The organism is Cupriavidus sp. USMAHM13 (assembly GCF_001854285.1).
Taxonomy (GTDB): Bacteria; Pseudomonadota; Gammaproteobacteria; order Burkholderiales; family Burkholderiaceae; genus Cupriavidus; species Cupriavidus malaysiensis.
In genome coordinates this window covers 2,705,285-2,728,000 of record NZ_CP017752.1, presented here as the reverse complement: position 1 = coordinate 2,728,000, position 22,716 = coordinate 2,705,285, and the positions used below count along the sequence as shown (strand labels likewise).

Below are 22,716 nucleotides of genomic sequence, written 5' to 3'. Positions count from 1 at the left end.
GCGAGCCGGGGCGGGGCGCGGTCCAGCCCGTGCCCCGCCCCGGCGGCCCCGGGTGCTGCCTTGCCTTAGAAGGGCAGCGGGCCGACCGCAGATTGCGGCGCCGCCGGCGGGAACTGCAGCGGGCCGGTCTGGCGCTGCAGCGCGTAGCGCAGGTAGACGCCGGCGTACCACTGCCGGTAGTCGCGCGCATTGTCGATGCCGAACAGGCCGCCGACGTACATCTGCTGGCTGGCCTGGTACTCCATCGAACCGACCAGGTTGTACGCCAGGCCGGTCTTGGACTGGCCTGGGTAGACCGCGCTGGTGGCGTTGGTCAGGCCGGCCGCGTTGGCGCTGGCCACGGCGCTGTTGGCGGCGGACTGCGCCGCCGCATTGGTCGGGAAGAAGTTGGAGTCGTTCTCGGAGAAGGACTGCACGCCGAGCGCGCCGCGGATGTGGTACGCGATCTTGCCGCTGCGGCCGGACAGCGACATCGGCAGCGTCACGGCGAAATAGCGCTGGGGGCTGAAGTAGCCGCCCTGGCCGAAGGTGAAGTAGCGCAGGTTGTCGGCATAGCCCATCGAGGTGAAGTTGATGCCGCCCATCCAGCGTTGCTCGGGTGTGTCGAGCAGGCGGATGTAGAAACCGCCGCCACCTTCCCAGCGGGTGTTGCGCGCCACGTCGTGGCCGGTCAGCAGGCCGTAGCCGCCGTAGCCGTAGATGCCCAGGGTGCCGTCGTCCCAGCCCAGGTCGGCACGCCCGCTGCTGTTCATCACGCCGCCCCAGCGCAGGCCGGCACGGGTATCCTGCGCGCCGGAGTAGGACAGCACGCTGTCGGTGACCGGGCGCCGCGACGCCGCCAGCGACAGCGTGGTGCGCTGCGTGACCGGCAGGTTGACCTTGACGCCGGCATTGACGTCGGCGTACTGGAAGCCCAGCGGGGTCGAGCCCACGTCGGCATTGATGCGCTCCGACTCATAGGCCACGCCCACCGCCGCGCCGAAGGCGCTCTGGTTGCCGGCCGAGGCGCCGGAGCGCGCCACCAGCGGGCCGGCGCCGAAGCGGTAGGCCGAGTTGTAGTCGGTGCCGACCGAGCCGGCATCGATGGTCACCGGCGTCACGCGCGCCACCAGCTTGCCGTTGCCCGCCGGCATCCTGCCTTCCGCCACCACCTGCGTCTCCATCATCTGGCTCATGCCGGAGTCGCCGCTGCGGCCGCGCAGCATCGGACCGCCAGCCAGCATCGGGCTGCGCTGCGCCTGGAGGTCCTGCAGTTCCTGCTGCGCGGTGCGCGGCGTATTGGTGTCCGCTTCCTGGCTGTCGTTGTCGGACAGCCAGGGCAGGCGAGACTGGGCGCCGAGCGGCTGGCGCGCGGGCACGGCCACGGGCTGGGGCGCCGCCACCGCGGCGGCATAGGCCTGGGCGGGGGAGGCGTTGGCCGGCAGCGGCGCCGCGGCGGGAGCGGCCGCATAGCCTGCGGCATAGCCCGCTGTAACCGGCGCCACAGCCGGCGCCGCGGCGGCACGCGTATTGCGTGTGTTGCCTGTGCTGCGGCTCGCTGTGGTTGCGCGGGTGCCGGCGCCAGCGGCCGGGTAGTAGGCGCCCGGTGCCTGCATGGCCTGCTGGGCAGCCTGCTGCTGCGGCACGGGGATGTAGGGCTGGCCGTAACCCTGCTGCGCGTAGGCGGGCGGTGCAGCCGGCAGCGAGGCTGGCTGCATCACCGCTTGCGCGGCCACCGGCGCCGGCATCGGCGCATAGGGTGCGTTCGAGCCCGGTACCGGCAGCTGCGAGGTGCCGCGCTGCCCGGGCAGGCCGACGAAGGGGTTGCCCGGCACGCGGTCGAAGCCCGAGCCGGGGCGCGCCGGCGCCAGGCCCGGCATGGCGGCGCCGGCCTGCGCGGCTGCGGCATTCTCGGCCGCCACGGCGGCGCGGAAATAATCCATGGCCTTGGTCGGCTTGCCTTCGGTACGGTAGAAGCGGCCGGCCTCGGTCAGCACGCGCGGCGACTTGGGTGCCTGCGCCAGCGCCATCTGCAGGATGGCTTCGCCGCGGCTGAATTCCTTGGCGGCGCCGGCCGCGCCTACCGCCGACAGCAGCAGGTCGAGGTTGCGCGGGTCCTTCTCGATCAGGCCCTCGTACAGCGTCAGCGCCTTCTGGCCTTCGCCGGCCTTGGCATACATGCGTGCCAGGCTGCCGCGCACCGCGGCATCGCCCGGCCGTTCGGACAGCGCCGGCGCCAGCGTGTCGTAGGCCGCCACCAGGTCATTGGCCTCGGTCAGCTGGTCGGCCTGGCGCACGATGTAGGCCACGCGCAGCGAGTCGTAGTCGCGCCGCTGCGGCGCGTTCATCGGAGCGTTGAGGAGCTGGCGCAGCAGGCCGGCCAGTTCGACGTCCTGCTTGGTCTTGAGCAGGATGGCGGCGTACTGCAGTTGCACGCCGACATCGGGCTTGGCGGTGCGCCCGATCACGGAGCGCATCAGCATCAGCGCGTGGGTCTCGTCGCCCGCGTCGGCATAGGCCAGCGCCAGCGCGCCGAGCTGGTCGGCATCGCGCTGGGCATAGCGTTCGGCCTGCTGCAGCACGTTCAGCGCCGCGGCCGGCTGGCCGGCGGCGGCCAGGCCGGCGGCACGCTCGGCTTCGGCGTGCACCCACAGCCGGCGCTGCAGATTGCCCATCTCGCGCGTGCGGTTCTGCGGCGGGATGCGCTCCAGCGCATCGAGGCCGCTCTGCCAGCGCCCGGTCTCGGCGGCCAGCAGCGCGCTGGCGAAGAGCACATCGGGCTGGTCGGGGTTGGACATCAGCAGTCCGTCCATGACCCCGCGCGCCTGCTCGGGCTGGCCCATGGCGACGTAGGCGCGTGCCACTTCGAGCCGCACCCAGGGGTCGGTCGGGTCGGCCGCCATGGCGTCTTCCATGGCACGGCGCGCGGCCGCCGTGTCGCCGCGGGCCAGGGCTTCGCGGGCCTGGATACGCGCCTGTTCGGCGCGCAGCTTGCCCAGCGAGCCGACCTTGTCCTGCTGCTGCGGCGTCAGCCGCTCCACCACGGCCAAGGCTTCGGCGTTCTTGTTCTGCGCCGCCAGCACGTCGACCAGGCCGCGCGTCGCATCGGGGTTGTCGGGCTGCTGGCGCAGCACGCGGCGGTAGCCGGCCTCGGCCGCGGCGTACTGGCCATCGGTGGCGAGCACATCGGCCAGCGCCACCTGGGCCGCCGGCTGGTTGGCGTCGAGCTTGGTGGCGCGCTCCAGCAGCTTGCGGGCCTCGGCGCGGTTGCCGGCGTCGCGCGCGGCGTTGGCCTGCTCCATCAGCATCCAGTAGTCCGCGCTGTTGTGCGCGCTGCGGTAGCGCGCGCCGGCGCCGCGCCGCTCGGCCTGCTCGAAGAAGTCGGCGGCCTCGGCGAACTTCTCCTGCTTCAGGCGCAGCACACCCATGCCGCCGAGCGCGTCGGCGTCGCCGGGACGCTGGGACAGGGCGTTGCGGAAGGCCGTGTCGGCGCCCTCCAGGTTGCCGGCGTCGAGCGCGCGGAATCCTTCCTGGACCACCTTGCGCACCGGGTCGGCGCTCGGCGCTTCGGCGCGGGCCGCCTGCTGCTGCGCGCGCGCGATCGCGTCGAGCTTGGCGCGCACCGCGGTGTCGTCGGGATGGGTGGCGAGCCAGGTCTGGAACAGCGGTGCGTCGGCCGGGCGGCCGCCCAGCCAGGTCAGGGCGCGGCGCCAGCTCTCGCTGGCCTGGGTGCCGACGTCGGAGCGCTTGGACAAGGCTTCGAGCTGGCGGATGCCCTCGCGGCGCGTGTTCTCGCGATAGGTCAGGTGCTGTGCGAGCGCGAGCTGCGCGCGCACATCGCCGGGGTTGTCGCGCACCAGTTGCTCCAGGCCCTTGCGCGCCTGTTCCCAGCCTTGCGCGGTGCCGCCGAGCGTCTGGTAGTACTCCAGCGCCAGGTCGCCTTGCGGCGCGGCGCCGCCGGCAGCCTGCTGGTAGCGCTTGACGGCCTCTTCGGACTGGCCGGCGCGCGCCAGCTGGCGCGCCTGCTCGACCTGCTGGCGCGTGCCGGCGCTGCCGCCGTTGCGGATGGCCTGGTCGAGGCGCCCGGCCAGCGGCGAGTCCGGCTTGGCCTTGCGCAGCCGGTCGAGATAGGTGCGCGCGCTGTCGGCCCGGCCGGCTTCGAGTTCGGCGACGCCCATGCCGTACAGCGCATCGGGCTGGTTCGGGTCCAGGCGCAGGATCTTCTGCCAGGCTTCGATGGCGCGGTCGCTGCGCCCGCGTGCCTGCCAGAACTTGCCCTGGTCGGTCAGCAGCTTGACCGGATCCTCCTGGGCCGCGGCGCTGACGCTCCACATGGCCATCAGGCCGAGCAGCAGCGAGCGCGCGGCCGGCCGCGCCTGGCCACCCGCCGTGCCGGCGCCGGCCTGCCGCCGGCTGCTCATCCGCCTCACTTCGCTGCTGCGCTTCGACATGCTTTTTCCCACTGCAGTTCTAGTTGTCCCGAGGGCGCGAACCGGTAGCGGCCTTCGTCATAGCCGAGGCCGAACAGTCCGAGCACGGTGTCGTAATAGGTTGCCGGCGCGCGCTGCTGGTGCACCGGGTCGGCCAGTCCCTGGGCACGGCTGCGCTGCGCTGCCAGGCCGGACGAGCCGGCCGCGGCCAGGAAGGGCAGCAGCGCCGCGGAGAAGCCGAGCGGGCCCTCGCCCTCGAGCGCGCCGCTGTCGGCGTGCATGCGCTCGGGCGGCGCGGCGAGCCCGGCCATGCGCTGGGCGTGGGGCGCCAGAGCCTGCCGGATGGCACGGCCGGCCGCGTCGGCGCGCGGTGTCATGCCGGACCACAGGTAGACGCGGATGGCGTCGTAGCTGCTGACGTCGCCCTTGACCGCATCGGTGCCGAAGCCGCCCGGGCTGGCATAGGCGGACCAGTCGGGCACGATGCCCTGCCGGGCCACCGCCGTGATGAAGCGCCCGGCCTGCACGGCCAGCGTGGCCCATGGCCCGGCACCGTCGGCGGCAGCCAGGCGCCTCAGCACCGGCACCGGCAGGTAGCTGGCATTGAGGCGCCACTGGCGCGGTGCGTCGCTCTTGGCGTCGCTCCTGGCGCCGCCCTTGCCGTCATCCTTCGCGGCCGAGGCAGCTTCGGCCTTGTCCGCCGGCTTCGGGCCGCCTGTCATGAAGCCTTGCGGTCCCGGCAGCAGCATGGTGCCGAAGCCGGGCAGGCTGCCGACCTCCTGCGCCGCCACCTGCTTGAGCAGGGCGCGCGCGGCCGTGGCGTAGCGGGGTTGTTTCCACAGGCGCGCGCCTTCCAGCAGCGCGTAGGCGAACCACAGGTCGGCGTCGGAGGCGGAGTTGGCATCGATCACGCCCCAGGAGCCGTCGCTGCGGCGGCCCCAGCGCCAGGCCGGCAGCCTGGTGGCGAGATCGCCGGCGCCCAGGTTGGCCACGCTCCATTGCCACAGGCGGTCGAAGGTGGCGCGGTCGTTGGCGATCAGTGCGAACACCATGCCGTAGGACTGCCCCTCCGAGGTGCTGTGCTGCTCGGGCGTGGACGGATCGATGACGCGGCCGTCGTCCTGCACCAGGCGGGCGAGGAACTGGCGGTACAGCGGCCAGTCGCAGGCCTGGGGGGCAACCTGAGCGGCAGCCTGCGCCGGCCGCGGCAGCGCGCCGAGCAGCGGCGCGGCGCCGAGCGAGCCCAGCCAGCCGAGCAGGCGCCGCCGCGAGGCGAACGCAGCGTGCCGCATCAGCCCTTGCCTCCATGCCGCATGGCGGCACGTGCGCGCAGCGTCAGGTACAGCATGGCGCCCAGCAGCAGGGCCGCCAGCCCGATCATCAGCACCAGCGCGTAGGGCCGCTTGGACAGCCACCAGTGTGCATAGGTCCACGGCGGCAGGCGGCCGACGTAATAGTTCTGCTGCGCCGCCAGGCTGTCGATGGTCTTGCCGCGCAGCACCGCCAGGCTGCCTTGCACCTGGGCGAGCTGTTCCGGCGTCAGCAGGGCATCGGTCATCGCCTGCAGCCCCTGCGGCGTGTTGCCGATCACGGCGACCACGCTGCGGCCGCTCTGCAGCGGCGATTCGAAGCCGGCCAGCGCCGCCTGGGTACCGCTGGCGCTGACCGACAGGCGCGCGGCGACGCGCCGGTCGCGCGACAGCTCGGCGCCGTTCCACCAGTCCAGCAGCGTCGAGTAGACCGAGGTCAGCGTGAAGCGCCCTTCGTTGGCGCCCAACCCGACCGGCATGCTGTCGGCCCAGCGGCTGAGCAGCGGCTGGTTCTGCGGCGTGCCTACCACCAGCAGGTCGCGCGAGGCCACGCTCTGCACCTGGGCGGCACCTGTCACGGTCACGCCGGTGGCGGGGTAGCCGGTCGACTCGCCCATGCGGCCGAGCAGGGTCAGGTAGGCGGTATAGTCCTCGGCGCCGGGCTTGTCCGGCAGCACCACGGCCGTCTCGGAGAGATCGGCCAGGCGCGTGAAGGGGAAGCCGCTGTTGCCGAACACAGCGAGGTCGGGCAGGGCGATGAAGTGCGGCAGGCCGGATACGTCGATGGTCGAGTCCGGATCGATGGCGCCCTTGACGTTGTCGATCAGCACGTCCTTGCAGGCGCCCTGCTTGAGATAGTCGTAGTAGTAGTGGAACTGCAGCTGTGTCTGCGCCGGCAGCTGGAACAGCGGCAGCTTGATATTGGCCGTTTCGGGGATCGAGCCGTCGGGCAGCGCGCGCTCCAGCAGCTGCGTGACGCGGCCCTGCTGGTCCTTGACGGCGCGCAGCGGGAAGGCGCGCAGGAAGCGGCCGCCGACGTTGACGTTGAGCGTGGACTTGTCCAGCACCGGGCGCGGCGTGTAACGGTACTTCAGCTCGATCGGCACGCCGTGCCCGCGCCAGTCGAACAGGTCGGGCGGCAGCCGCAGGTTGACGCGCACCAGGTCCGGGTTGTAGCCGGAAACGTTCAGGTCGCGCGTGTTGGCCAGTTCGCCGAAGCGCACCGGGCGGTCGGTGCGCAGCCAGTTGGGCGCGTCATAGGGCTGGCGCGGGGCGATCTGGTCGATCTGGGTGATCGTGGCGGTGCTGCCGGACAGCGCGCGCGCGCCCAGCGCCAGCCCCTGGGCGGCTTTCTTCAGCTCGGCGCTGTCGCGGCCCATCACCAGCAGCAGCTTGCCGTTCGCATCGCCCGGATTGGGCACGATGGCCACCGTCGGGCCCGACACCGGCGGCAGTGCGACGCCGGCGGGGCGTTCGTCGGCGGTGGCGAAGACCACCGCGTTGCCGCTGGCGGGCACCTGGTTCAGTGCCGCCGGGAAAGAAGCACCGCGATAGCCGGCCAGGGCGCCGAACCACGAGGACACCGCGCCGGCGGCTTCCAGCGTGGTGGTCGATGGCGCGCCGGCGAAGACGAAGGGCAAGGTCAGCCGGCGCACGTCACGCCGGTCGAAGAAAGGCAGCGGCAGCAGCGCCAGGTCATTGGCCATGCCCAGCGAGGTGACCGTCAGTTCCAGCACGCTGGCATTGCTGACGGTGGCCCACAGGCTGCTGTGGAAGGGGTCCTCGCAGTCGGTGGTGTAGTGGCCGATCAACTGCAGGTTGAGCCGGTTGAACTCGGTGATCAGCTGCGGCTCGATGGTGATCTCGCGCTCGATCGTCGTGCCCGCCTGTTCCTTGGGCACCGGCAGCGCCGCGGCGACTTCGCCGTTGACGATCACGTTGATATGCGACAGCGCGGGGATCAGCGCCGGGGAATAGGTGTAGCGCAGCTTGAGGCGGGCGCCGGTGACCACCTGGTCGGCGCGCACCGAGAAGGGCACGCCGTTGACGCCGTCGACGCCGCGCAGCTGGAAGGGGTTGTCCGCGCCCAGCTGCTTCAGGGTGAAATTGACCTGTTGCGTGCCGGCGCGCGGCCCCGCGGGCTGGGCCGTGCCATCGGCCGGGAGCGGCGATTGGCGCGAGGCGGCGGGCACGGTGGCGGCCTGGCGCTGGGCGCCGGCAGGGGCCGCGGCCAGCAGGGCCAGTGCCAGCAAGGCGCTCAGGCGGGCGGGCCGCGCGCGTCGTTGCGCGTGCGCGTCGGATGGGCGTCGAATCGTCATCAAGGCTGTCTCTTCTTGTTCCTGAATTCCGTTGTTTTTGGGGGCCGGCCGCGGCGGGCCGGGGCCGTCAGCGCGCGCGCGCCTGCGGTGCGGGCCGGCGCAGCAAGCGGCGCATCTCCCGACCGAGGTGGAACATCACGTTCTGGAATCCCATCACGCCGATGCGCATGATCTGCCGTGCCGCCAGCCGCGGCGCGTCGGGGCGCTTGCGGCCCCATGAGTCGATCCAGGCGTCGGCGCGGGCGAACGTGCACTGCACGAATTCCATCTCCTGGCGCGGCGTCATCTCGTCGAGCGCGAGGCCGGTATGGCTGCGCCCGTGGAACACCACCTTGCCGGTGAAGGCATGCTCGTCCTCCTGCAGGTAGAGCGACACGGTGACCGCGTCGCCCTTCTTCAGCTCGCAGCCGGGCGGCAGCTTGAGGCCGAGGCCGCCTTCGGCGAAGTCGCTGGTCTCGCAGACGATGGTATTGCCGTCGGCCAGGCGCAGCGCGGCCGGCAGGCGCATCGCCACGCGGTGCGATTCGCGGATCTGGCGCGTCTCGGTGGCCACCGCGATCGAAGCGCCCAGGATGATCAGGTTGTACACCGTCCAGATCAGGTTCAGCACCACCGTGGTGGTCTCGACCTCCTGCCAGACGAACAGGCGCATCACGCCCACCGCCAGCCCCAGCAGGTTCAGCAGCAGCATGATGAGGTAGGGGCGCGAGATTTCCCAGTCGAAGTAGGCTTCCTCGATCACGCCGCCCTTCGGTGTCACGTTGAACTTGCCCGCGGCGGGGTTGAGGAAGGCGACCAGGGTCGGGCGCATGATGTACCAGGCCAGCACCGACTCGTAGACCTCGTTCCAGAAGGAATGGCGGAACTGGCCCTGCACGCGCGAGTTGGTCATATTGGCGTGCAGCAGGTGGGGCAGCGCGAAGATGGCGATGGTCAGCGCCGAGGCCTGGATCACGTGCGCGCCGAACAGCAGGTAGGCCAGCGGCGCGGTGAGGAAGACCAGGCGCGGCAGCCCGTAGAAGAAGTGCAGCATCGCGTTCAGGTAGCACAGGCGCTGCGGCAGCGACAGCCCGGGACCGAACAGCGGGTTGTCCAGCCGGCAGATCTGCGCCATGCCGCGCGCCCAGCGGATGCGCTGGCCCACATGGCCCGACAGGCTTTCGGTGGCCAGGCCGGCCGCCTGGGGAATGGCCAGGTAGGCGGTGCCATACCCCTTGCGGTGCAGCTTGAGCGCGGTGTGGGCATCCTCGGTCACCGTCTCCACGGCGATGCCGCCCACTTCGAGCAGCGGGGCGCGCCGGATGATGGCGCACGAGCCGCAGAAGAATGTGGCATCCCACAAGTCGTTGCCGTCCTGGACCAGGCCGTAGAACAGCTCACCCTCGTTGGGCACCTGCTGGAAGGTGCGCAGGTTCTTCTCGAACGGGGCCGGCGAGAAGAAATAGTGGGGCGTCTGCAGCATGGCGAGCTTGCGGTCCTTGAGGAACCAGCCGGTGCAGATCTGCAGGAAGGAGCGCGTCGGGATGTGGTCGCAGTCAAAGATGGCGACGAACTCGCCGTCGGTCTTCTTGAGCGCCTCATTGATATTGCCCGCCTTGGCGTGGCGGTTGTTGTCGCGGGTCAGGTGCGCGACGCCGACCTTCTCGCAGAAGGCGCGGAATTCCTCGCGGCGGCCGTCGTCCAGCACGAACACGCGGATCTTGTCGGCGGGCCAGTCGAGCGACATGGCGGCGAACACGGTCGGCTTCACCACCGAGAGCGGCTCGTTGTAGGTCGGGATGAAGACGTCCACCGTCGGCCAGGTCGAGGTGTCATCGGGCATCGGCACCGGTTTGCGCTTGAGCGGCCAGGCGGTCTGGAAATAGCCCAGCATCAGCACCGCGAAGGCATACAGCTCGGCCAGTACCAGGCCGGTGCCGAAGGCGACGTCGGTCCAGTTGGTGAAGCTCATCGTCTCGGTCAGGCGCCAGTACATGTAGCGGCTGGACGCCGACATGGACAGTACCACCAGGATCAGCGTAGCCAGCCGCCCGTGGATCCGGTTCAGCCACACCGCCATGGCGAAACAGGCGGCGGCGAAGCCGACCTGCTGCCAGAAGTCCAGCGGCACCGTCACCACCAGCAGGAACAGGAACAGCGCGACCACAAGGGCAGCCACGCGTGCTCCCGGGTGGTTCCACAGCGGCAGGCCGACAAAGGTGTTGCCGAAGCCCCGCACGCGCGAGGACAGGCGATCGAACCAGCCGGCGCGGGGTGCCGCGGTGGCGGCTGCGGGAGGGGAGGGCTGGCGCTTCATGCTTCGACTCCGTGCAGGCCCAGCGCCTGGCGCAGCCAGCCGGCGCAGCGCAGCAGGTCCTGGGTGGCCTGGCTGTTGGGGTTGTATTCCAATACGCTGCGGTCGAAGGCCAGCGCTTCCGCCACGGCTTCGTCGCGATGGACCACGCCCAGCAGGCGGTCGCCGAACTGCTGGCGCAGCACCTGCAGCACATCCTTGCCCAGCTGGCGGCTGACATCGACCTGGTTGACCACCACGGCATGGCCCAGATAGTCCGGCCGTCCCTCGCAGTAGGTCTGGATCAGGTCTTCCATCAGCGGCAGCGTGGCATACGAGGCCGCGTCGGCCAGCGTCACGACCACGCACACCTGCGCGCAGGACAGCGCCTGCCGCATATACGGGGAGGGGCCGGGCGGGGTATCGATGATGACCACGTCGTCGCGGCCCGGCAGTCCCAGCAGCTCCAGGTGCGAACGCAGCCAGGCGGGCTCGCCGGCAAGCCGCTGCTCGAAGCTCGAGCGGTCCGCTTCGTTGAGCGCGCCGAAGGGCAGCACCTGCACCGTCGAGCGGCCCCGGAACACGCTTTCGTGCCAGGGCTGGCCGGCCAGCGTGGCACGCGCATGGCCGTCGATCAGCTCGGGCGGCATGCCGAAATGCAGGCGCAGCGCGTTCTGCGGGTCGAGGTCGATGGCGAACACGCGTTGGCCCACCTGTGCCAGGGCCTGGGCGAGATTGGCGGAAAGGGTGGTCTTGCCGACGCCCCCCTTGGCCGACACTACAGCGACGACCTTCATGGGCGCTTCAACCGGTCGAGAAGGGAGCGGCGCAACTGTGCCCGCTCGGCGTCCGGATCCGCGCTGCGGCCTTCCAGGCGCGCGAACACCCGGGTGAGCTCGGTGCCGGACGCCTGGCTGGCGGCATTGGCCGATGCGGCGGCCACGGCGGAGGCGAACTGGGCCGGGGGCGCGACATAGGCCCGCGCCGGCGCGGGCGGCGGCGGCACGGTTGCGCCAGCCAGCCTTTGCTTGAGCGTCAGCCTGGCCGCTGCCGGGGTTGCCGAGGGGGCGGCGGGCTGTGTGGGCTGTGCGGCGCTGGACGCCGGCATGCCTTGCAGGCCCGGGTGGGCGACCGGTGCCGCGGGCGCTGCCGGAATTGCCGGCATGGGCTGCAGCAATGGCGCACCGGCCGGCGGCAGGCCGGCCGTGCGCACCGGCAGCGGCGGCCGCGTCGGGGCGAAGTGGGAGGGCGGCAGTGGTGCCTGGGGGGTGGGTGCCGGAGGCAACTCCGGCTGCGCCGGCGCCGGCGCCGGCGCCGGCGGCTGCCGCAGCATGGCGCCCGCCAGCTCGCCGGGGGATACCGGCGGCACTTCGTCGGGCCGATCCGCCTGGACGGCAGACAGCAGCGGCCAGCGCGCGCGTGCTTGCTGCGCACCCTCGCTGCGGACGATTTCGCGGTAGGAGGTGGTGTCGCCACCGAACCGCTTGAACAATTTTGTCAGGTCGTCGGACTGGCTCATGGTCTTTGGCTGGTCGATAGATTCCGGTGCGGCGCGGCAAGCTCGTGCCGGGCGCCGCCGCCGGAGGCCCGGTCCATTCAGCGCCCGAAACGGAAGGCGACTGTGCCAGTGGCGTCGATCTGCGTCACCTGCGTCAGGGCCAATGCGTCGGAGGAGCCGAGGACGCGGAACCAATGCTGGTAGGCGCCTTCGAGGAAGCCCGGTGACCACGCATCGGCCGACTCGCCAAGCGCCGTCCTGAGCGGGGCGCAATGGTGGTGGATGGTCAGCGTTTCGCCGTTGTCCTCGATCCGGGTCCAGCCCCAGTCGATGCGCAACCACACCTGCGTGAGGGCCTGCTCCAGGTCGGCGACGGTGTCGCAGCGGCCCAGGTCGAAGCGCTCGGCGAACCGCGCGCCGACCCGGCGCATCAGTTCGCGCAGGCTCGCGACATCCAGCGTATCGGCCAGCTCGGATGCAAAAGCGCCAAGCACATCACGCCATTGCGAGGAGCAATGACGTTCCGTCAGATATTGAAGCGTGGACAAAGTCACCCCGTAATTTCCTATTTTGATCTGCAGATCGCTGTTATTGATTTCCTGTTACATTTTCATGCCTTTTACGGTACCGAAGCAATTGCTTTGACCGCACTTTATTCCGATGGGTAACATTGTCCCTTTCTCACAACAACCCCCCGAAATGGTGAGGAAAACCGCCGGATTGCTCTGATAGGATCGCGCCCCTTCGGCGCTTGTCCGGTCCCTTGTCGGGCGGGCCTCCGATACTCCCAGGCAGGGTGTGCGGATTATCTCCGAAGCCGGGCCAGAGGGCGATAAGATGCATCCAGAAGCGATGTTAGACTGGCTCGTCGCTGTCTTGCCCCGATCCCATGAGACTCACGGACTACACTGACTACAGCCTGCGCACGCTGATCTTCGTGGCGGTCCACCCGGACGGGCTGGTGACCATCCAGCAGGTCGCGGACGCCTTTTCCATTCCGAAGAACCACCTGATCAAGATCGTCCAGCGACTCGGGCAGGCCGGTTTCCTGCACACCGTGCGCGGGCGCGCGGGGGGCATCCGGCTCGGGCGGCCTGCCGCGCAGATCCGGATCGGGGATGTGATCCGTGCCACGGAGCCGGATTTCGGCCTGGTCGAGTGCTTCCAGTCCGGCGAGAGCGCCTGCGTGATCACCCAGGTCTGCGGTTTGCGCGGCGTGCTGGCCGATGCCTTGCTGGCCTATTTCGATGTGCTGGACCGCTATACCCTGCAAGACCTGGTCGCCCGTCCGGCGCCATTGGTGCGCTTGCTGTCCGGGGCGGGCGTGTCCGTGCCCCTGCCTGCCAGGCCGGCGCGGCGCATGCCTGGCGGCGAGCCCTGAACGGGGCGGCAGGTCAATCCATTCTGTCTAGTGCAGCCAGCCGCTGGCGAAAGCCGCGGCGGGAAGCGGCTGCGAGAACAGGAAACCCTGTACCTGGCGGCATCCCAGCTTGCGCAGCATCTCCAGTTGCGCCGGCGTTTCCACGCCCTCGGCGACCACCTGCATGTCCAATGCGCGGGCCAGCGCGACCACCGCGGCGACGATGGCGCAGGTCTTGGGCTCCTGAGCGTCGAGCGGTGTCACGAAACTGCGGTCCAGCTTGAGCTCGTGTGCCGCCAGCGCATGCAGGCGCGCCAGGCTGGAGTGGCCGGTGCCGAAATCATCCAGCGCCACCCGCAGCCCGGCGGTGCGCAGCCGGGCCAGCACATCGGCGATGTACTGCGGATCGTGCATCGCGGTCGACTCGGTGAATTCCAGCAGCAGGCGATGCGGGCCGATACCGTGGCGCCGCAGGCAATGCCCGATCTGCGGCAGCAGGTCCGCATTGCGCAACTCGCGCAGGGAAACGTTGACGGCGACCTCGGGCGTGGGAAGGCCCTCGGCATCCCAGGCCGCCAGTTGCCGGCAGACCTCGTCGACCATCCAGTGCCCGATCGACTCGATGTGGCCGCTGCGCTCGGCCAGGGGGATGAACGTATCGGGCAGCAGCAGTCCGAAGCGGGGGTGCTGCCAGCGCGCCAGTGCTTCCGCGCCGACCAGTTGTCCGGTCGCGGTGTCCAGCTTGGGCTGGAAGAAGGCGCGCAGCTCGCCGCGCCGCGCGGCGTGTGGCAGGTCGCGCAGCAAGGCCTGGCTTCCGGCCGCAAGCGCCGTGGTGGCGGGGCGGGTGTTGCTGCGGGGACGGGGGTCCGGGCTCGGCGTGCCGATCGTGTTCACAGGGTTCCGGCCTTGGCGGGGCATGGTATCCAGCGCCACAGAGTTTCTCCAGTGACGAATAAGGCAATGTCCATGCCAAGCCTGCCGCCCGCGGTCGCTGGCCGCGCGCCGGTGGCGGGCCTTTGCCTGCTGCCAGGCGGGTTGCCGTCGCGTGCGCCGCCGCGCATCGGTATCGCGGCGCCGGGGCCGCGCCGCTCCACGGCGGCGGCTCGCTTGCGGCAGTTCCTCGATCCGTTGCGAAAACGTTACGTGTTACGTCGCACGTAACGTAACACTCCTCCTTCAGCGGCCCTCCCGGCGCGCGCCACGGCGGACCTCCACGTGATTTCCCGATAGGCCGGAAACCCAGTCCCCACAAGGCTTTGCGGGTGGCAAGCCGGTTTTTGCGCCGTCCCGCGCGGCGACGCAGGCGCCGATGGCACAGCGATTGCACACCATGCCGGTACCGAGCAGGCACAAAGAGTACGCGTTCCAACGCGTCGACCAATGCAACGGGAGTGAAACGTCGTCAAGACGGATGGCGGCCGGACGGATGCAATCAAGTCCGCCGGGAACGCCGGGCACGGGCGCCTGCGCCCGTGTCCTTGTGGGGGGCGGCTGCCGCAGGCCACGTGCCGGGCGCCGCCGCCTGGTTTTGGGAAGGAGGCCGGAGCCGGCGCAAGCGGCTGCGGCAGCAATCTACGGGGAGAAACAACGTCATGGAAGCACGGGACAAGACTGTGTTCACGGCGGAGCAGCTCGACGCCTACTTTGCGTCCTACGTCGGCATGGAAGGTGGCGATCCGGCTGCCCCGGTCTGGTTCTGCGATGCCACGCCGCATACCTGGGCCGAAGCCCTGGCTGCGCCGCTGGTGCCGCGCGCCGAGCCGACCGCCTGGGACAGCGACTTCCGCGCGCGCCATCACGATGTGATGCAGCGCTGGCAGTCCCACCAGAAGATCGCACGCATCATGGCGTCCGCTCGCGCCGAAGTGTTCCGTCGGCCGCAGAGTGAATGCGACTGGCAGCACTATTTCGATACGCACCTGTTCGCGCCGGGCGGGGCCGAGTTCAAGATGAGCCTGTTTCCGCTGCCGGCCAACCATATCGGTTCGGTGCCCTGGTCGCAGGCATTCCGCGGCCAGCCGGCTCTGGTGCCCAAGCGGCGCTACCTGGACCTGTGCCGCAACGGCGGGCGCTTCCGCTTCGTCGCCGACACCCGCCGGCGCTGGAAGCCCAAGCTGGTGGTCTGCTTCGGCGAGCGGCACCGGGAAGATTTCGTGCAGGCATTCGGTCTCGGGCACGTGCACGCGAGCGAGCACGTGCTGCAGCCGGCCGACCAGGCCAAGACGCTCTACATGGTCGAGCACGACAACACCACCTGGATCATGTGCGCGGCGCTGGCGGGCGCCGCCGGCATGACCTCCGACGTGCTGCTGGATGCCTTGGGCGCCTTCATCGCGCCGTGGCTGGAGCAGGCCGACTTCGCGCGCTGCGGTGGGCACTGCGGCCGGGCCGCGGCGGTGTCGCCGCAGCGCCGGCTGCCGGAGTCGAGCTGGCTCGGAGCGCTGCGGGCGGCCTGAGCCTCCCGGGCGGCGGCACGCGCGGCAGGCCGCCGCCGACCCGGTCGCCAGGGCGGCAACCGTGATCGCGCCCGCGCTGCGCCGGGCCTAGCTGGCGCGCACGATGTGCACGGGACGGCGCTTGCCACTGGCGGGGTGGCAGGCTTGGGAGTAAAATCGCTGCCTTCGCTCTTCCGGCAGTCCCCCCTATAACATGACAATGAGCCCCCGTTCTTCGCGCTTGGCGTGCATCGATGCACTCAAGGCGGTCAGTTCGCAGCTGATTGTTCTGCATCATCTCGCCTTCTACGGTCCGATGTCCGATGCGGCGCACGTGCTTGCGCCCGGCGTGCTCGACTGGCTCTCCCAATACGCCCGCATCGCGGTGCAGGTCTTCCTGGTGGTCAGCGGCTTCCTCGCCGCGCGCAGCCTGGCGCCGGGCGGCGAGCTGCTGGTACAGCGCCCGCTGGCCGCCTTGTGGCGGCGCTACCAGAAGCTCGTGGTGCCCTATAGCGTGGCCATCGTGCTGGCCATCGCCGGGGCGGCGGTGGCGCGCCACTGGATGCACCACGATTCGATTCCCGCGGCGCCGCACCTGCGCCAGTTCATCGCCCACGTGTTGCTGATGCACAGCCTGCTCGACGTGGACGCGCTGTCGGCCGGCGTCTGGTACGTGGCCATCGACATGCAACTGTTCGCGCTGCTGCTGGCGCTGCTGTGGGCGGCCCGCACCATCGGCGCCGGTGCGCGCGGCTTCGGCATCGTCCTGGTCGTGGCGATGGCGCTGGCCTCGCTGTTCTGGTTCAACCGCGATGCCGCCTGGGACGTCTGGGCGGTCTACTTCTTTGGCGCCTACGGGCTGGGTACGCTGGCCTACTGGGCGTCCAGCCCCGGGCGCCCGGCGCTGCCCCTGCTGCTGCTAGGGGCGGTGGCCCTGCTGGCGCTGGCGGTGGACTTCCGCCTGCGCATCGCCCTGGCGCTGGTGGTGGCCTTGCTGCTCGGCGTGGTGCGGCGCCAGGGTTGGCTGGAGCAATGGCAGGGCGGGGCGCTGCTGGCCTGGTGCGGGCGCGTCTCCTACTCGGTATTCCTGGTCCACTTCCCGGTCTGCCTGGTGGTCAACGCCTTGTTCTTCCATTTCCTGCCTGGGCGGCCGCTGGCCAATGCCTGCGGCATGGTGCTGGCGTGGGCGGCCAGCAACGTTGCCGGGGCGCTGTTCCATCGCTATGTCGAGGCCGCCGGCCTGACCGGGCTGTTGCGCGCGCGTTGGATGCTCTGGCGCAGCGGCCATGCGGCCTGACCGGCGGCACGGGGCGCACGGGGCGCACAGGGTCGATCGTGCGAGCGGCACCCATCGGGTGCCGCTTTCTCATGGTGCCGTGCACCGCGCCTGATGCCCGCCGGCCGTCCGGCCGTGGCCCGTCCTGCACCTCGGTGGTGCGCGGATGGCGTGTGCTGCGCCTCACACAGGGCTGAAATCGAGGTTGGGAGATGGCACGAAGGTTGCCTAGTATGGAAGCGTAAACCTGACCATTTGGTCAGGATTTCCTTACCGAGGCCGTCATGTCCGACCACATCGTCCTGACTTCGCACGCCCGTCGCGGCAAGCCCGCCGAGCCGATCTGCTGGGGGGCGCCGACCGCCACGGAGCGCGGGCCTGTGATCGCGAGCCTGACCAATCCGGCGCACCGCAACGTGATCGGGACCCATGGCGGTGCCTATGCCGTCTATCGCGCGCTCGCGGTGGCGTCCGGAGCGCTGCAGCGCGACCACCGGCCCGATTTCACCGACACCGCGCCCGCGGTGCCGGTCGGACCGCATCCGCAATGGAGCGACCCGGACAAGATCGTCTCGCTCGATCCCTGGGGCCACCTGGTTGCGACGGCCTTCGCCGAGCGCATCGCGGCCGGCATCGACGTACGTCCCACCATCGCCATCACGCGCGCCCACATCAATATGCCGGAGCTGGTGGCGGCGATCGCCGCGGGGCGGCTCAAGCCGGATGGCAGCATCCTGTTCGCGAACGGCGACGTGCGCGTGACCAAGGCCGCCATCGATCCGGTCTGGCACCTGCCCGGACTGGCGCGCCGTTTCGGCATCAAGGAAAGCGTGCTGCGGCGCAATCTGTTCGAGCAGACCAGCGGCATGTTCCCGGAGCTGGTGACGCGGCCGGACCTGAAGGTTTTCCTGCCGCCGATCGGTGGCATGACGCTCTATTTCTTCGGCGACCTGGAGCGGCTCGGCGATCCCGGCACGCGCGTGGCGTGCCGCGTGCATGACGAATGCAACGGCTCGGACGTGTTCGGCTCCGACATCTGCACCTGCCGCCCCTACCTGGCTCACGGCATCGAGGTCTGCATCGAGATGGCGCAGCAGGGCGGAGTCGGGCTGGTGGTCTATAACCGCAAGGAAGGGCGTGCATTGGGCGAGGTCACCAAGTTCCTGGTCTACAACGCGCGCAAGCGGCAGGCCGGCGGCGACCGCGCGGAAACCTATTTCGCCCGCACCGAATGCGTGGCGGGCGTGCAGGACATGCGCTTCCAGGAACTGATGCCCGACGTGTTCCACTGGCTGGGCATCCGCCGCATCGACCGCTGGGCCTCGATGAGCAATATGAAGCACGGTGCGCTGGTGGCACAGGGCATCGAGGTGGTGGAGCAGGTGCCGATACCGGAAGAATTGATCCCGGCCGATGCCAGGGTGGAGATCGACGCGAAGGTGGCGGCCGGCTATTTCACGCGGTATACGCCGCCCGATGCCAGCGAACTGGCGCTGGCCAAGGGCAGGGGGTTGGAAGAATGAACGCTTTTCCGGAAGGGGATCTGGCGGGGGCCGGCGGTGCGGACGCAGGGAGCGGCTGGCTCTGTCCGCTGCCGGAGGGGCATCTCGCGGCAGCGCTGCTGAGCGCGCGGGCCGTGCGCAAGCATTGTGCCGAAGTGACGCGTTTCGTTGCCTCCGGGGAGTCGGCGCTGTTCAGCTGGCACCCGGAACGGGTGCCGGAAATCGCGGACTACGTGAGCGCGACCATCCGGCGCCGCTATCCGGACCTGGTCGTGCCCTACCATAGCCGCTGGCGCCATTTCGAGGCCGGCGGGCCCGGCGAGACCGTCGACCGCTGGCGCATGCTGTGCGAGCGCGCCGGCCTGAACGGGCCGGAGCAGCGCGAGGAGCGCGCCCGCATCGGCATCGACCTGGTGATTCCCAGCGTGCTGCTCGACGCCGGCGCCGGGCCAGACTGGCGCTACCGGGATTCCGCCAGCGACCAGATGCTGAGCCGCTCGGAGGGACTCGGCGTGGCCAGCTTCGACCTGTTCGCCCGCGGCGGCTTCTCCGCCGCGCTGGGCGACCCGCTGCGCGCCGATGCCGAGCGGCTGATGCGCATCGACGTCTCCTCCATCGCCAGCGCCTTCCAGGTCGCGCAGCATAATCCGCTGGTCGGCCTGGACGGCCGCGCCGGCCTGCTGCGGCGCCTGGGCGAGGTGGCGCAGGCCACGCCGGCCGTGTTCGGCGCGCCGGCCCGGCTCGGCAACCTGTTCGACTACCTGCGGGCGCATGCCAGCGATGGCCGCATCGAAGCCGGCTTCGTGCTGCGTACCTTGCTGGTGGCCCTGGGGCCGGTGTGGCCGGGGCGCATGGTGCTGGATGGCGTGCCGCTGGGAGACTGCTGGCGGCACGCCGCCGCCGCCGGCGGCCTGGTCCCGCTGCACAAGCTCACGCAGTGGCTGACCTACTCGATGCTGGAACCGCTGGAGGATGGCGGGCTGACGGTGACCGGCCTGGACGCGCTGACCGGCCTGCCGGAGTACCGCAACGGCGGCCTGCTCTACGACTTCGCGCTGATGGTGCCGCGTGACCCGGGCTTCGCCGGGCACGCCCACACGGTAGGCGAGCCGGCCATCGTCGAATGGCGGGCCTTGACCGTGTCGGGCCTCGACCTGGTGGCGCAGAGCGTGCGCGATGCGCTCGGGCTGTCGGCCGAGGCCTTCCCGCTGGCGCGCGTGCTGGAGGGTGGCACCTGGGCGGCTGGCCGGCGCATCGCCGCCCAGCGGCGGCCTGGGGGCCCGCCGCCGTTCTCCATGATCAGCGACGGTACGGTGTTCTGACGCGGGCGCGCGGCAGGCGGGCGGGCAGCCGCAAGGCTGCCGGCGCCGGCCGTTGCCGCCGCGTCCGCGGGCCTGTCTCGTGGTCCCCGTCTGCAACCTGCCCCAGGAGCGACAATATGAACGACATCTCTTCAGCGACCCGGCTCGAAGGCGCCGCGCCCAATGTGCTGGTGGTCAGCCATCCGCTGGTCCAGCACAAGGTCACGCTGGCGCGCAGCGAGGAAACCACCACCGACAATTTCCGCCGGCTGGTGCGCGAGATCAGCCAGTTGCTGACCTATGAGGCCACGCGCGACCTGGCCATGGAGACGATCGACATCAAGACGCCGATCGCGCCGATGCGCTCGCCGGTGCTGTCCGGCAAGAAGCTGTGCCTGGTCTCGATCCTGCGCGCCGGCAACGGATTCCTCGATGGCATGCTCGAACTGCTGCCGGCCGCCCGCGTCGGCCACATCGGCCTGTACCGCGATCCGGAGACGCTCGAACCGATCGAGTACTACTTCAAGATGCCCGAAGACATCCACGAGCGCCTGGTGATCGTGGTCGACCCGATGCTTGCCACCGGCAACTCCGCCGTGGCCGCGCTCAACCGGCTCAAGGAGGCCGGCGTCAGCGCGCTCAAGTACGTCTGCCTGATCGCCTCGCGCCCGGGCCTGCGCGCGCTGCAGGCGGCGCATCCGGACGTGGCCATCGTCACCGCGGCGATCGACGAGACGCTCAACGAGCACGGCTACATCGTGCCGGGGCTGGGCGACGCCGGCGACCGCCTCTACGGTACCCGCTGATGGACCTCGCGGCCACGGCGGATGGCCGGCTGCCCCCGAGCGCGGCCGGCGCGGCCGGCGCGGCGGGCGGGGGCCGCATCCGCCAGGAGAACGAGGCGCGCATCCTGCGTGCGGCGGAATATGTATTCGCGCGGGCGGGATTCGCCGGCGCCACCATGGCCGACATCGCCGTGCGCGCCGGCGTGCCCAAGTCCAACCTGCACTACTACTTCCGCACCAAGCAGGCGCTGTACCGTGCCGTGCTGTCCCACACGCTGCGCCTCTGGCTGTCGGAAACCGACATCATCGATGCCGCTACGCCGCCGCGGCGCGCGCTGGAGCAGTACATCCGCGCCAAGATGCGGCTGTCGGCCAGCTACCCCGACGCGTCGCGCGTGTTCGCCAACGAGCTGCTGCACGGCGCGCCGGAGATCGCCGACGTGCTGGGTGGCGCCTTGCGCGCGCTGGTGGCGCGCAAGGCCGAGGTGATCCGGCAATGGGTGGCCAGCGGGCAGATGGCGAGCGTTGATCCGCAGCACCTGTTCTTCACTATCTGGGCCGCCACCCAGACCTATGCCGATTTCGAGACCCAGGTGTGCGCCGTGCTCGGCGTGAGCCGGCTCGGTGCACGCGAGTTCGAGCGCGCCACCGACCACCTGGTCGGGCTGTTGTTGCGCGGCTGCGGCCTCCCGGGCGACGAAGGCGGTGCCGCCATGGCGCCGGCGGAAGGGGAGCGCGGCGACCACGGGGCCTGAACGACCCGGACGTCCCGGACGTCCCGGTCGCCGCGGCATACTGGCGGGATCACGTACGGTAACCACAGGGACCCACCATGCTCGACCTGATCCTGCGCCACTGCAGCCTGCCCGACGGGCGTAGCGACATTGACATCGGCATCGCCGGCGCCCGCATCGTGGCGCTGGAGCCGGCGCTTGCCGCCAGCGCCGGCGAAGAGATCGATGCCGCCGGACAACTGGTGTCGCCGCCTTTCGTCGATGCCCACTTCCATATGGACTCGACCCTTTCCTACGGGCAGCCGCGCGTGAACCGCTCGGGCACGCTGCTGGAAGGGATCGCGCTGTGGGGGGAACTCAAGCCCCTGCTGACGCAAGAGGCCCTGGTCGAGCGGGCACTGGCCTATTGCGACTGGGCGGTGGCCAAGGGCCTGCTGGCGATCCGCTCGCACGTGGACGTGTGCGATCCGCGGCTGCTGGCGGTGGAGGCGCTGCTGCACGTGCGCGAACGGGTCCGGCCCTATCTCGATCTCCAGCTCGTCGCCTTTCCGCAGGACGGTCTGCTACGCGCGCCGGGCGCGCTGGACAACCTGCGCCGCGCGCTCGACATGGGGGTGGACGTGGTCGGCGGCATCCCGCACTTCGAGCGGACCATGGCCGATGGGACAGAGTCGGTGCGCATCCTCTGCGAACTGGCGAGCGAGCGCGGCCTGCGCGTCGACATGCATTGCGACGAAAGCGACGATCCGATGTCGCGGCATATCGAGACGCTGGCCTGCCAAAGCCAGCGCCTCGGGCTGCAGGGCAGGGTGGCGGGCTCGCACCTGACCTCGATGCATTCGATGGACAACTACTACGTGTCGAAACTGCTGCCCCTGATGCGCGAGGCCGGCGTGGCCGCCATCGCCAACCCGCTGATCAATATCACGCTGCAGGGGCGGCACGACACCTATCCGAAGCGGCGCGGCATGACGCGGGTGCCGGAACTGCTGGCGGCCGGCGTGCCGGTCGCCTTCGGCCACGACTGCGTGATGGACCCCTGGTACGGCCTGGGCTCGGCGGACATGCTGGAGGTCGCGCACATGGGTCTGCACGTCGCGCAGATGACCGGCCAGGAAGCCATGCGCGAATGCTTCGCGGCGGTCACCGCGACGCCTGCCGCCATCCTCGGCCTGGAAGGCTACGGGCTGGCGCCAGGATGCCGCGCCGACCTCGTGCTGCTGCAGGCGCGCGATCCGGTCGAGGCCCTGCGGCTGCGCGCCACGCGCCTGCTGGTGCTGCGTGCCGGCAAGGTGGTGGCCAGGACGCCACCCGCGACGGCGACCCTCTACCTGTCCGGGCGCCCGCCTTCGGTCAGCTTCCAGCCGCACCGGGGCCAGGCATGAGAGCGGGCAGCCGGCGATGCCGCGGCGGCTGTGGCGCCTGCTCTGGCACATTTCTGTGACAATATTTTTGATAACCCCTTGACGTAGGCTGGGCTGCCAAGCATAATTTTGTTCTTCGCTTCGAACGCCGG

General features: G+C 70.5%; 16 protein-coding genes. 8 read left to right on the top strand and 8 right to left on the bottom strand.

From position 1 onward, the window contains the following. Nucleotides 1–65 precede the first annotated feature (65 nt). The 7 genes from BKK81_RS30185 to bcsD form a co-directional block, all read right to left on the bottom strand. Nucleotides 66–4,430: a cellulose biosynthesis protein BcsC gene (locus tag BKK81_RS30185; RefSeq protein WP_231908142.1), complete on the bottom strand. Its 4,365-nt coding sequence runs from the start codon at nt 4,428–4,430 to the stop codon at nt 66–68. Then, the gene (locus tag BKK81_RS30180) at nt 4,406–5,701 is read right to left on the bottom strand and encodes an endoglucanase (RefSeq protein ID WP_071020621.1); all 1,296 of its coding nucleotides are present in this window, start codon (nt 5,699–5,701) and stop codon (nt 4,406–4,408) included. Before BKK81_RS30180 ends, BKK81_RS30185 begins: the two co-directional genes overlap by 25 nt. Continuing rightward, entirely contained in the window at nt 5,701–8,037 is a 2,337-nt protein-coding gene (bcsB, locus tag BKK81_RS30175) for a cellulose biosynthesis cyclic di-GMP-binding regulatory protein BcsB (protein ID WP_071020618.1), read from the bottom strand. Before bcsB ends, BKK81_RS30180 begins: the two co-directional genes overlap by 1 nt. A 67-nt stretch (nt 8,038–8,104) precedes the next feature. Then, a complete protein-coding gene (gene bcsA, locus BKK81_RS30170) occupies nt 8,105–10,333 on the bottom strand; it encodes a UDP-forming cellulose synthase catalytic subunit (RefSeq protein ID WP_083384560.1) in 2,229 nt (742 codons plus the stop codon). Further along, nucleotides 10,330–11,106, bottom strand: a complete 777-nt coding sequence (bcsQ, locus tag BKK81_RS30165) for a cellulose biosynthesis protein BcsQ (protein ID WP_071020616.1) — start codon at nt 11,104–11,106, stop codon at nt 10,330–10,332. The genes bcsA and bcsQ overlap by 4 nt, the downstream gene beginning before the upstream one ends. Beyond that, entirely contained in the window at nt 11,103–11,828 is a 726-nt protein-coding gene (gene bcsP / locus BKK81_RS30160) for a cellulose biosynthesis protein BcsP (protein WP_071020613.1), read from the bottom strand. The genes bcsQ and bcsP overlap by 4 nt, the downstream gene beginning before the upstream one ends. A gap of 77 nt (nt 11,829–11,905) precedes the next feature. Next, nucleotides 11,906–12,361, bottom strand: a complete 456-nt coding sequence (gene bcsD / locus BKK81_RS30155; RefSeq protein ID WP_083384558.1) for a cellulose biosynthesis protein BcsD — start codon at nt 12,359–12,361, stop codon at nt 11,906–11,908. Nucleotides 12,362–12,696: 335 nt separating this feature from the next. Here bcsD and BKK81_RS30150 point away from each other — a divergent pair, with 335 nt between their 5' ends. Beyond that, nucleotides 12,697–13,188, top strand: a complete 492-nt coding sequence (locus BKK81_RS30150; protein WP_071020606.1) for an Rrf2 family transcriptional regulator — start codon at nt 12,697–12,699, stop codon at nt 13,186–13,188. 27 nt (nt 13,189–13,215) lie between these two features. Here the strand turns inward: BKK81_RS30150 and BKK81_RS30145 are convergent, their stop codons facing one another. Next, nucleotides 13,216–14,061 (bottom strand): EAL domain-containing protein, encoded by an 846-nt coding sequence (locus BKK81_RS30145; protein WP_197523999.1) that lies wholly within the window; start codon nt 14,059–14,061, stop codon nt 13,216–13,218. Between the two features lie 698 nt (nt 14,062–14,759). On the opposite strand from BKK81_RS30145, the gene BKK81_RS30140 reads away from it, so the two are divergent. From BKK81_RS30140 to BKK81_RS30110, 7 genes are all read left to right on the top strand, one after another. Then, on the top strand, nt 14,760–15,623 hold the full coding sequence (locus tag BKK81_RS30140; protein ID WP_071020600.1) for a transcriptional regulator: 864 nt from the start codon (nt 14,760–14,762) through the stop codon (nt 15,621–15,623). A gap of 199 nt (nt 15,624–15,822) precedes the next feature. Continuing rightward, complete coding sequence (locus BKK81_RS30135) at nt 15,823–16,899, top strand: acyltransferase family protein (RefSeq protein WP_071020598.1); 1,077 nt, start codon at nt 15,823–15,825, stop codon at nt 16,897–16,899. Between the two features lie 263 nt (nt 16,900–17,162). Beyond that, nucleotides 17,163–18,401, top strand: coding sequence for a GTP cyclohydrolase II (locus tag BKK81_RS30130; protein WP_071020595.1), 1,239 nt, complete (start codon nt 17,163–17,165; stop codon nt 18,399–18,401). Continuing rightward, on the top strand, nt 18,398–19,702 hold the full coding sequence (locus BKK81_RS30125; protein ID WP_071020592.1) for a URC4/urg3 family protein: 1,305 nt from the start codon (nt 18,398–18,400) through the stop codon (nt 19,700–19,702). The genes BKK81_RS30130 and BKK81_RS30125 overlap by 4 nt, the downstream gene beginning before the upstream one ends. 116 nt (nt 19,703–19,818) lie before the next feature. Continuing rightward, entirely contained in the window at nt 19,819–20,487 is a 669-nt protein-coding gene (upp, locus tag BKK81_RS30120; RefSeq protein WP_071020589.1) for a uracil phosphoribosyltransferase, read from the top strand. Then, nucleotides 20,487–21,221 (top strand): TetR/AcrR family transcriptional regulator, encoded by a 735-nt coding sequence (locus tag BKK81_RS30115; RefSeq protein ID WP_083384556.1) that lies wholly within the window; start codon nt 20,487–20,489, stop codon nt 21,219–21,221. The genes upp and BKK81_RS30115 overlap by 1 nt, the downstream gene beginning before the upstream one ends. Before the next feature lie 77 nt (nt 21,222–21,298). Continuing rightward, nucleotides 21,299–22,585: an amidohydrolase family protein gene (locus tag BKK81_RS30110; protein ID WP_071020586.1), complete on the top strand. Its 1,287-nt coding sequence runs from the start codon at nt 21,299–21,301 to the stop codon at nt 22,583–22,585. The last annotated feature ends 131 nt before the right edge of the window (nt 22,586–22,716 follow it).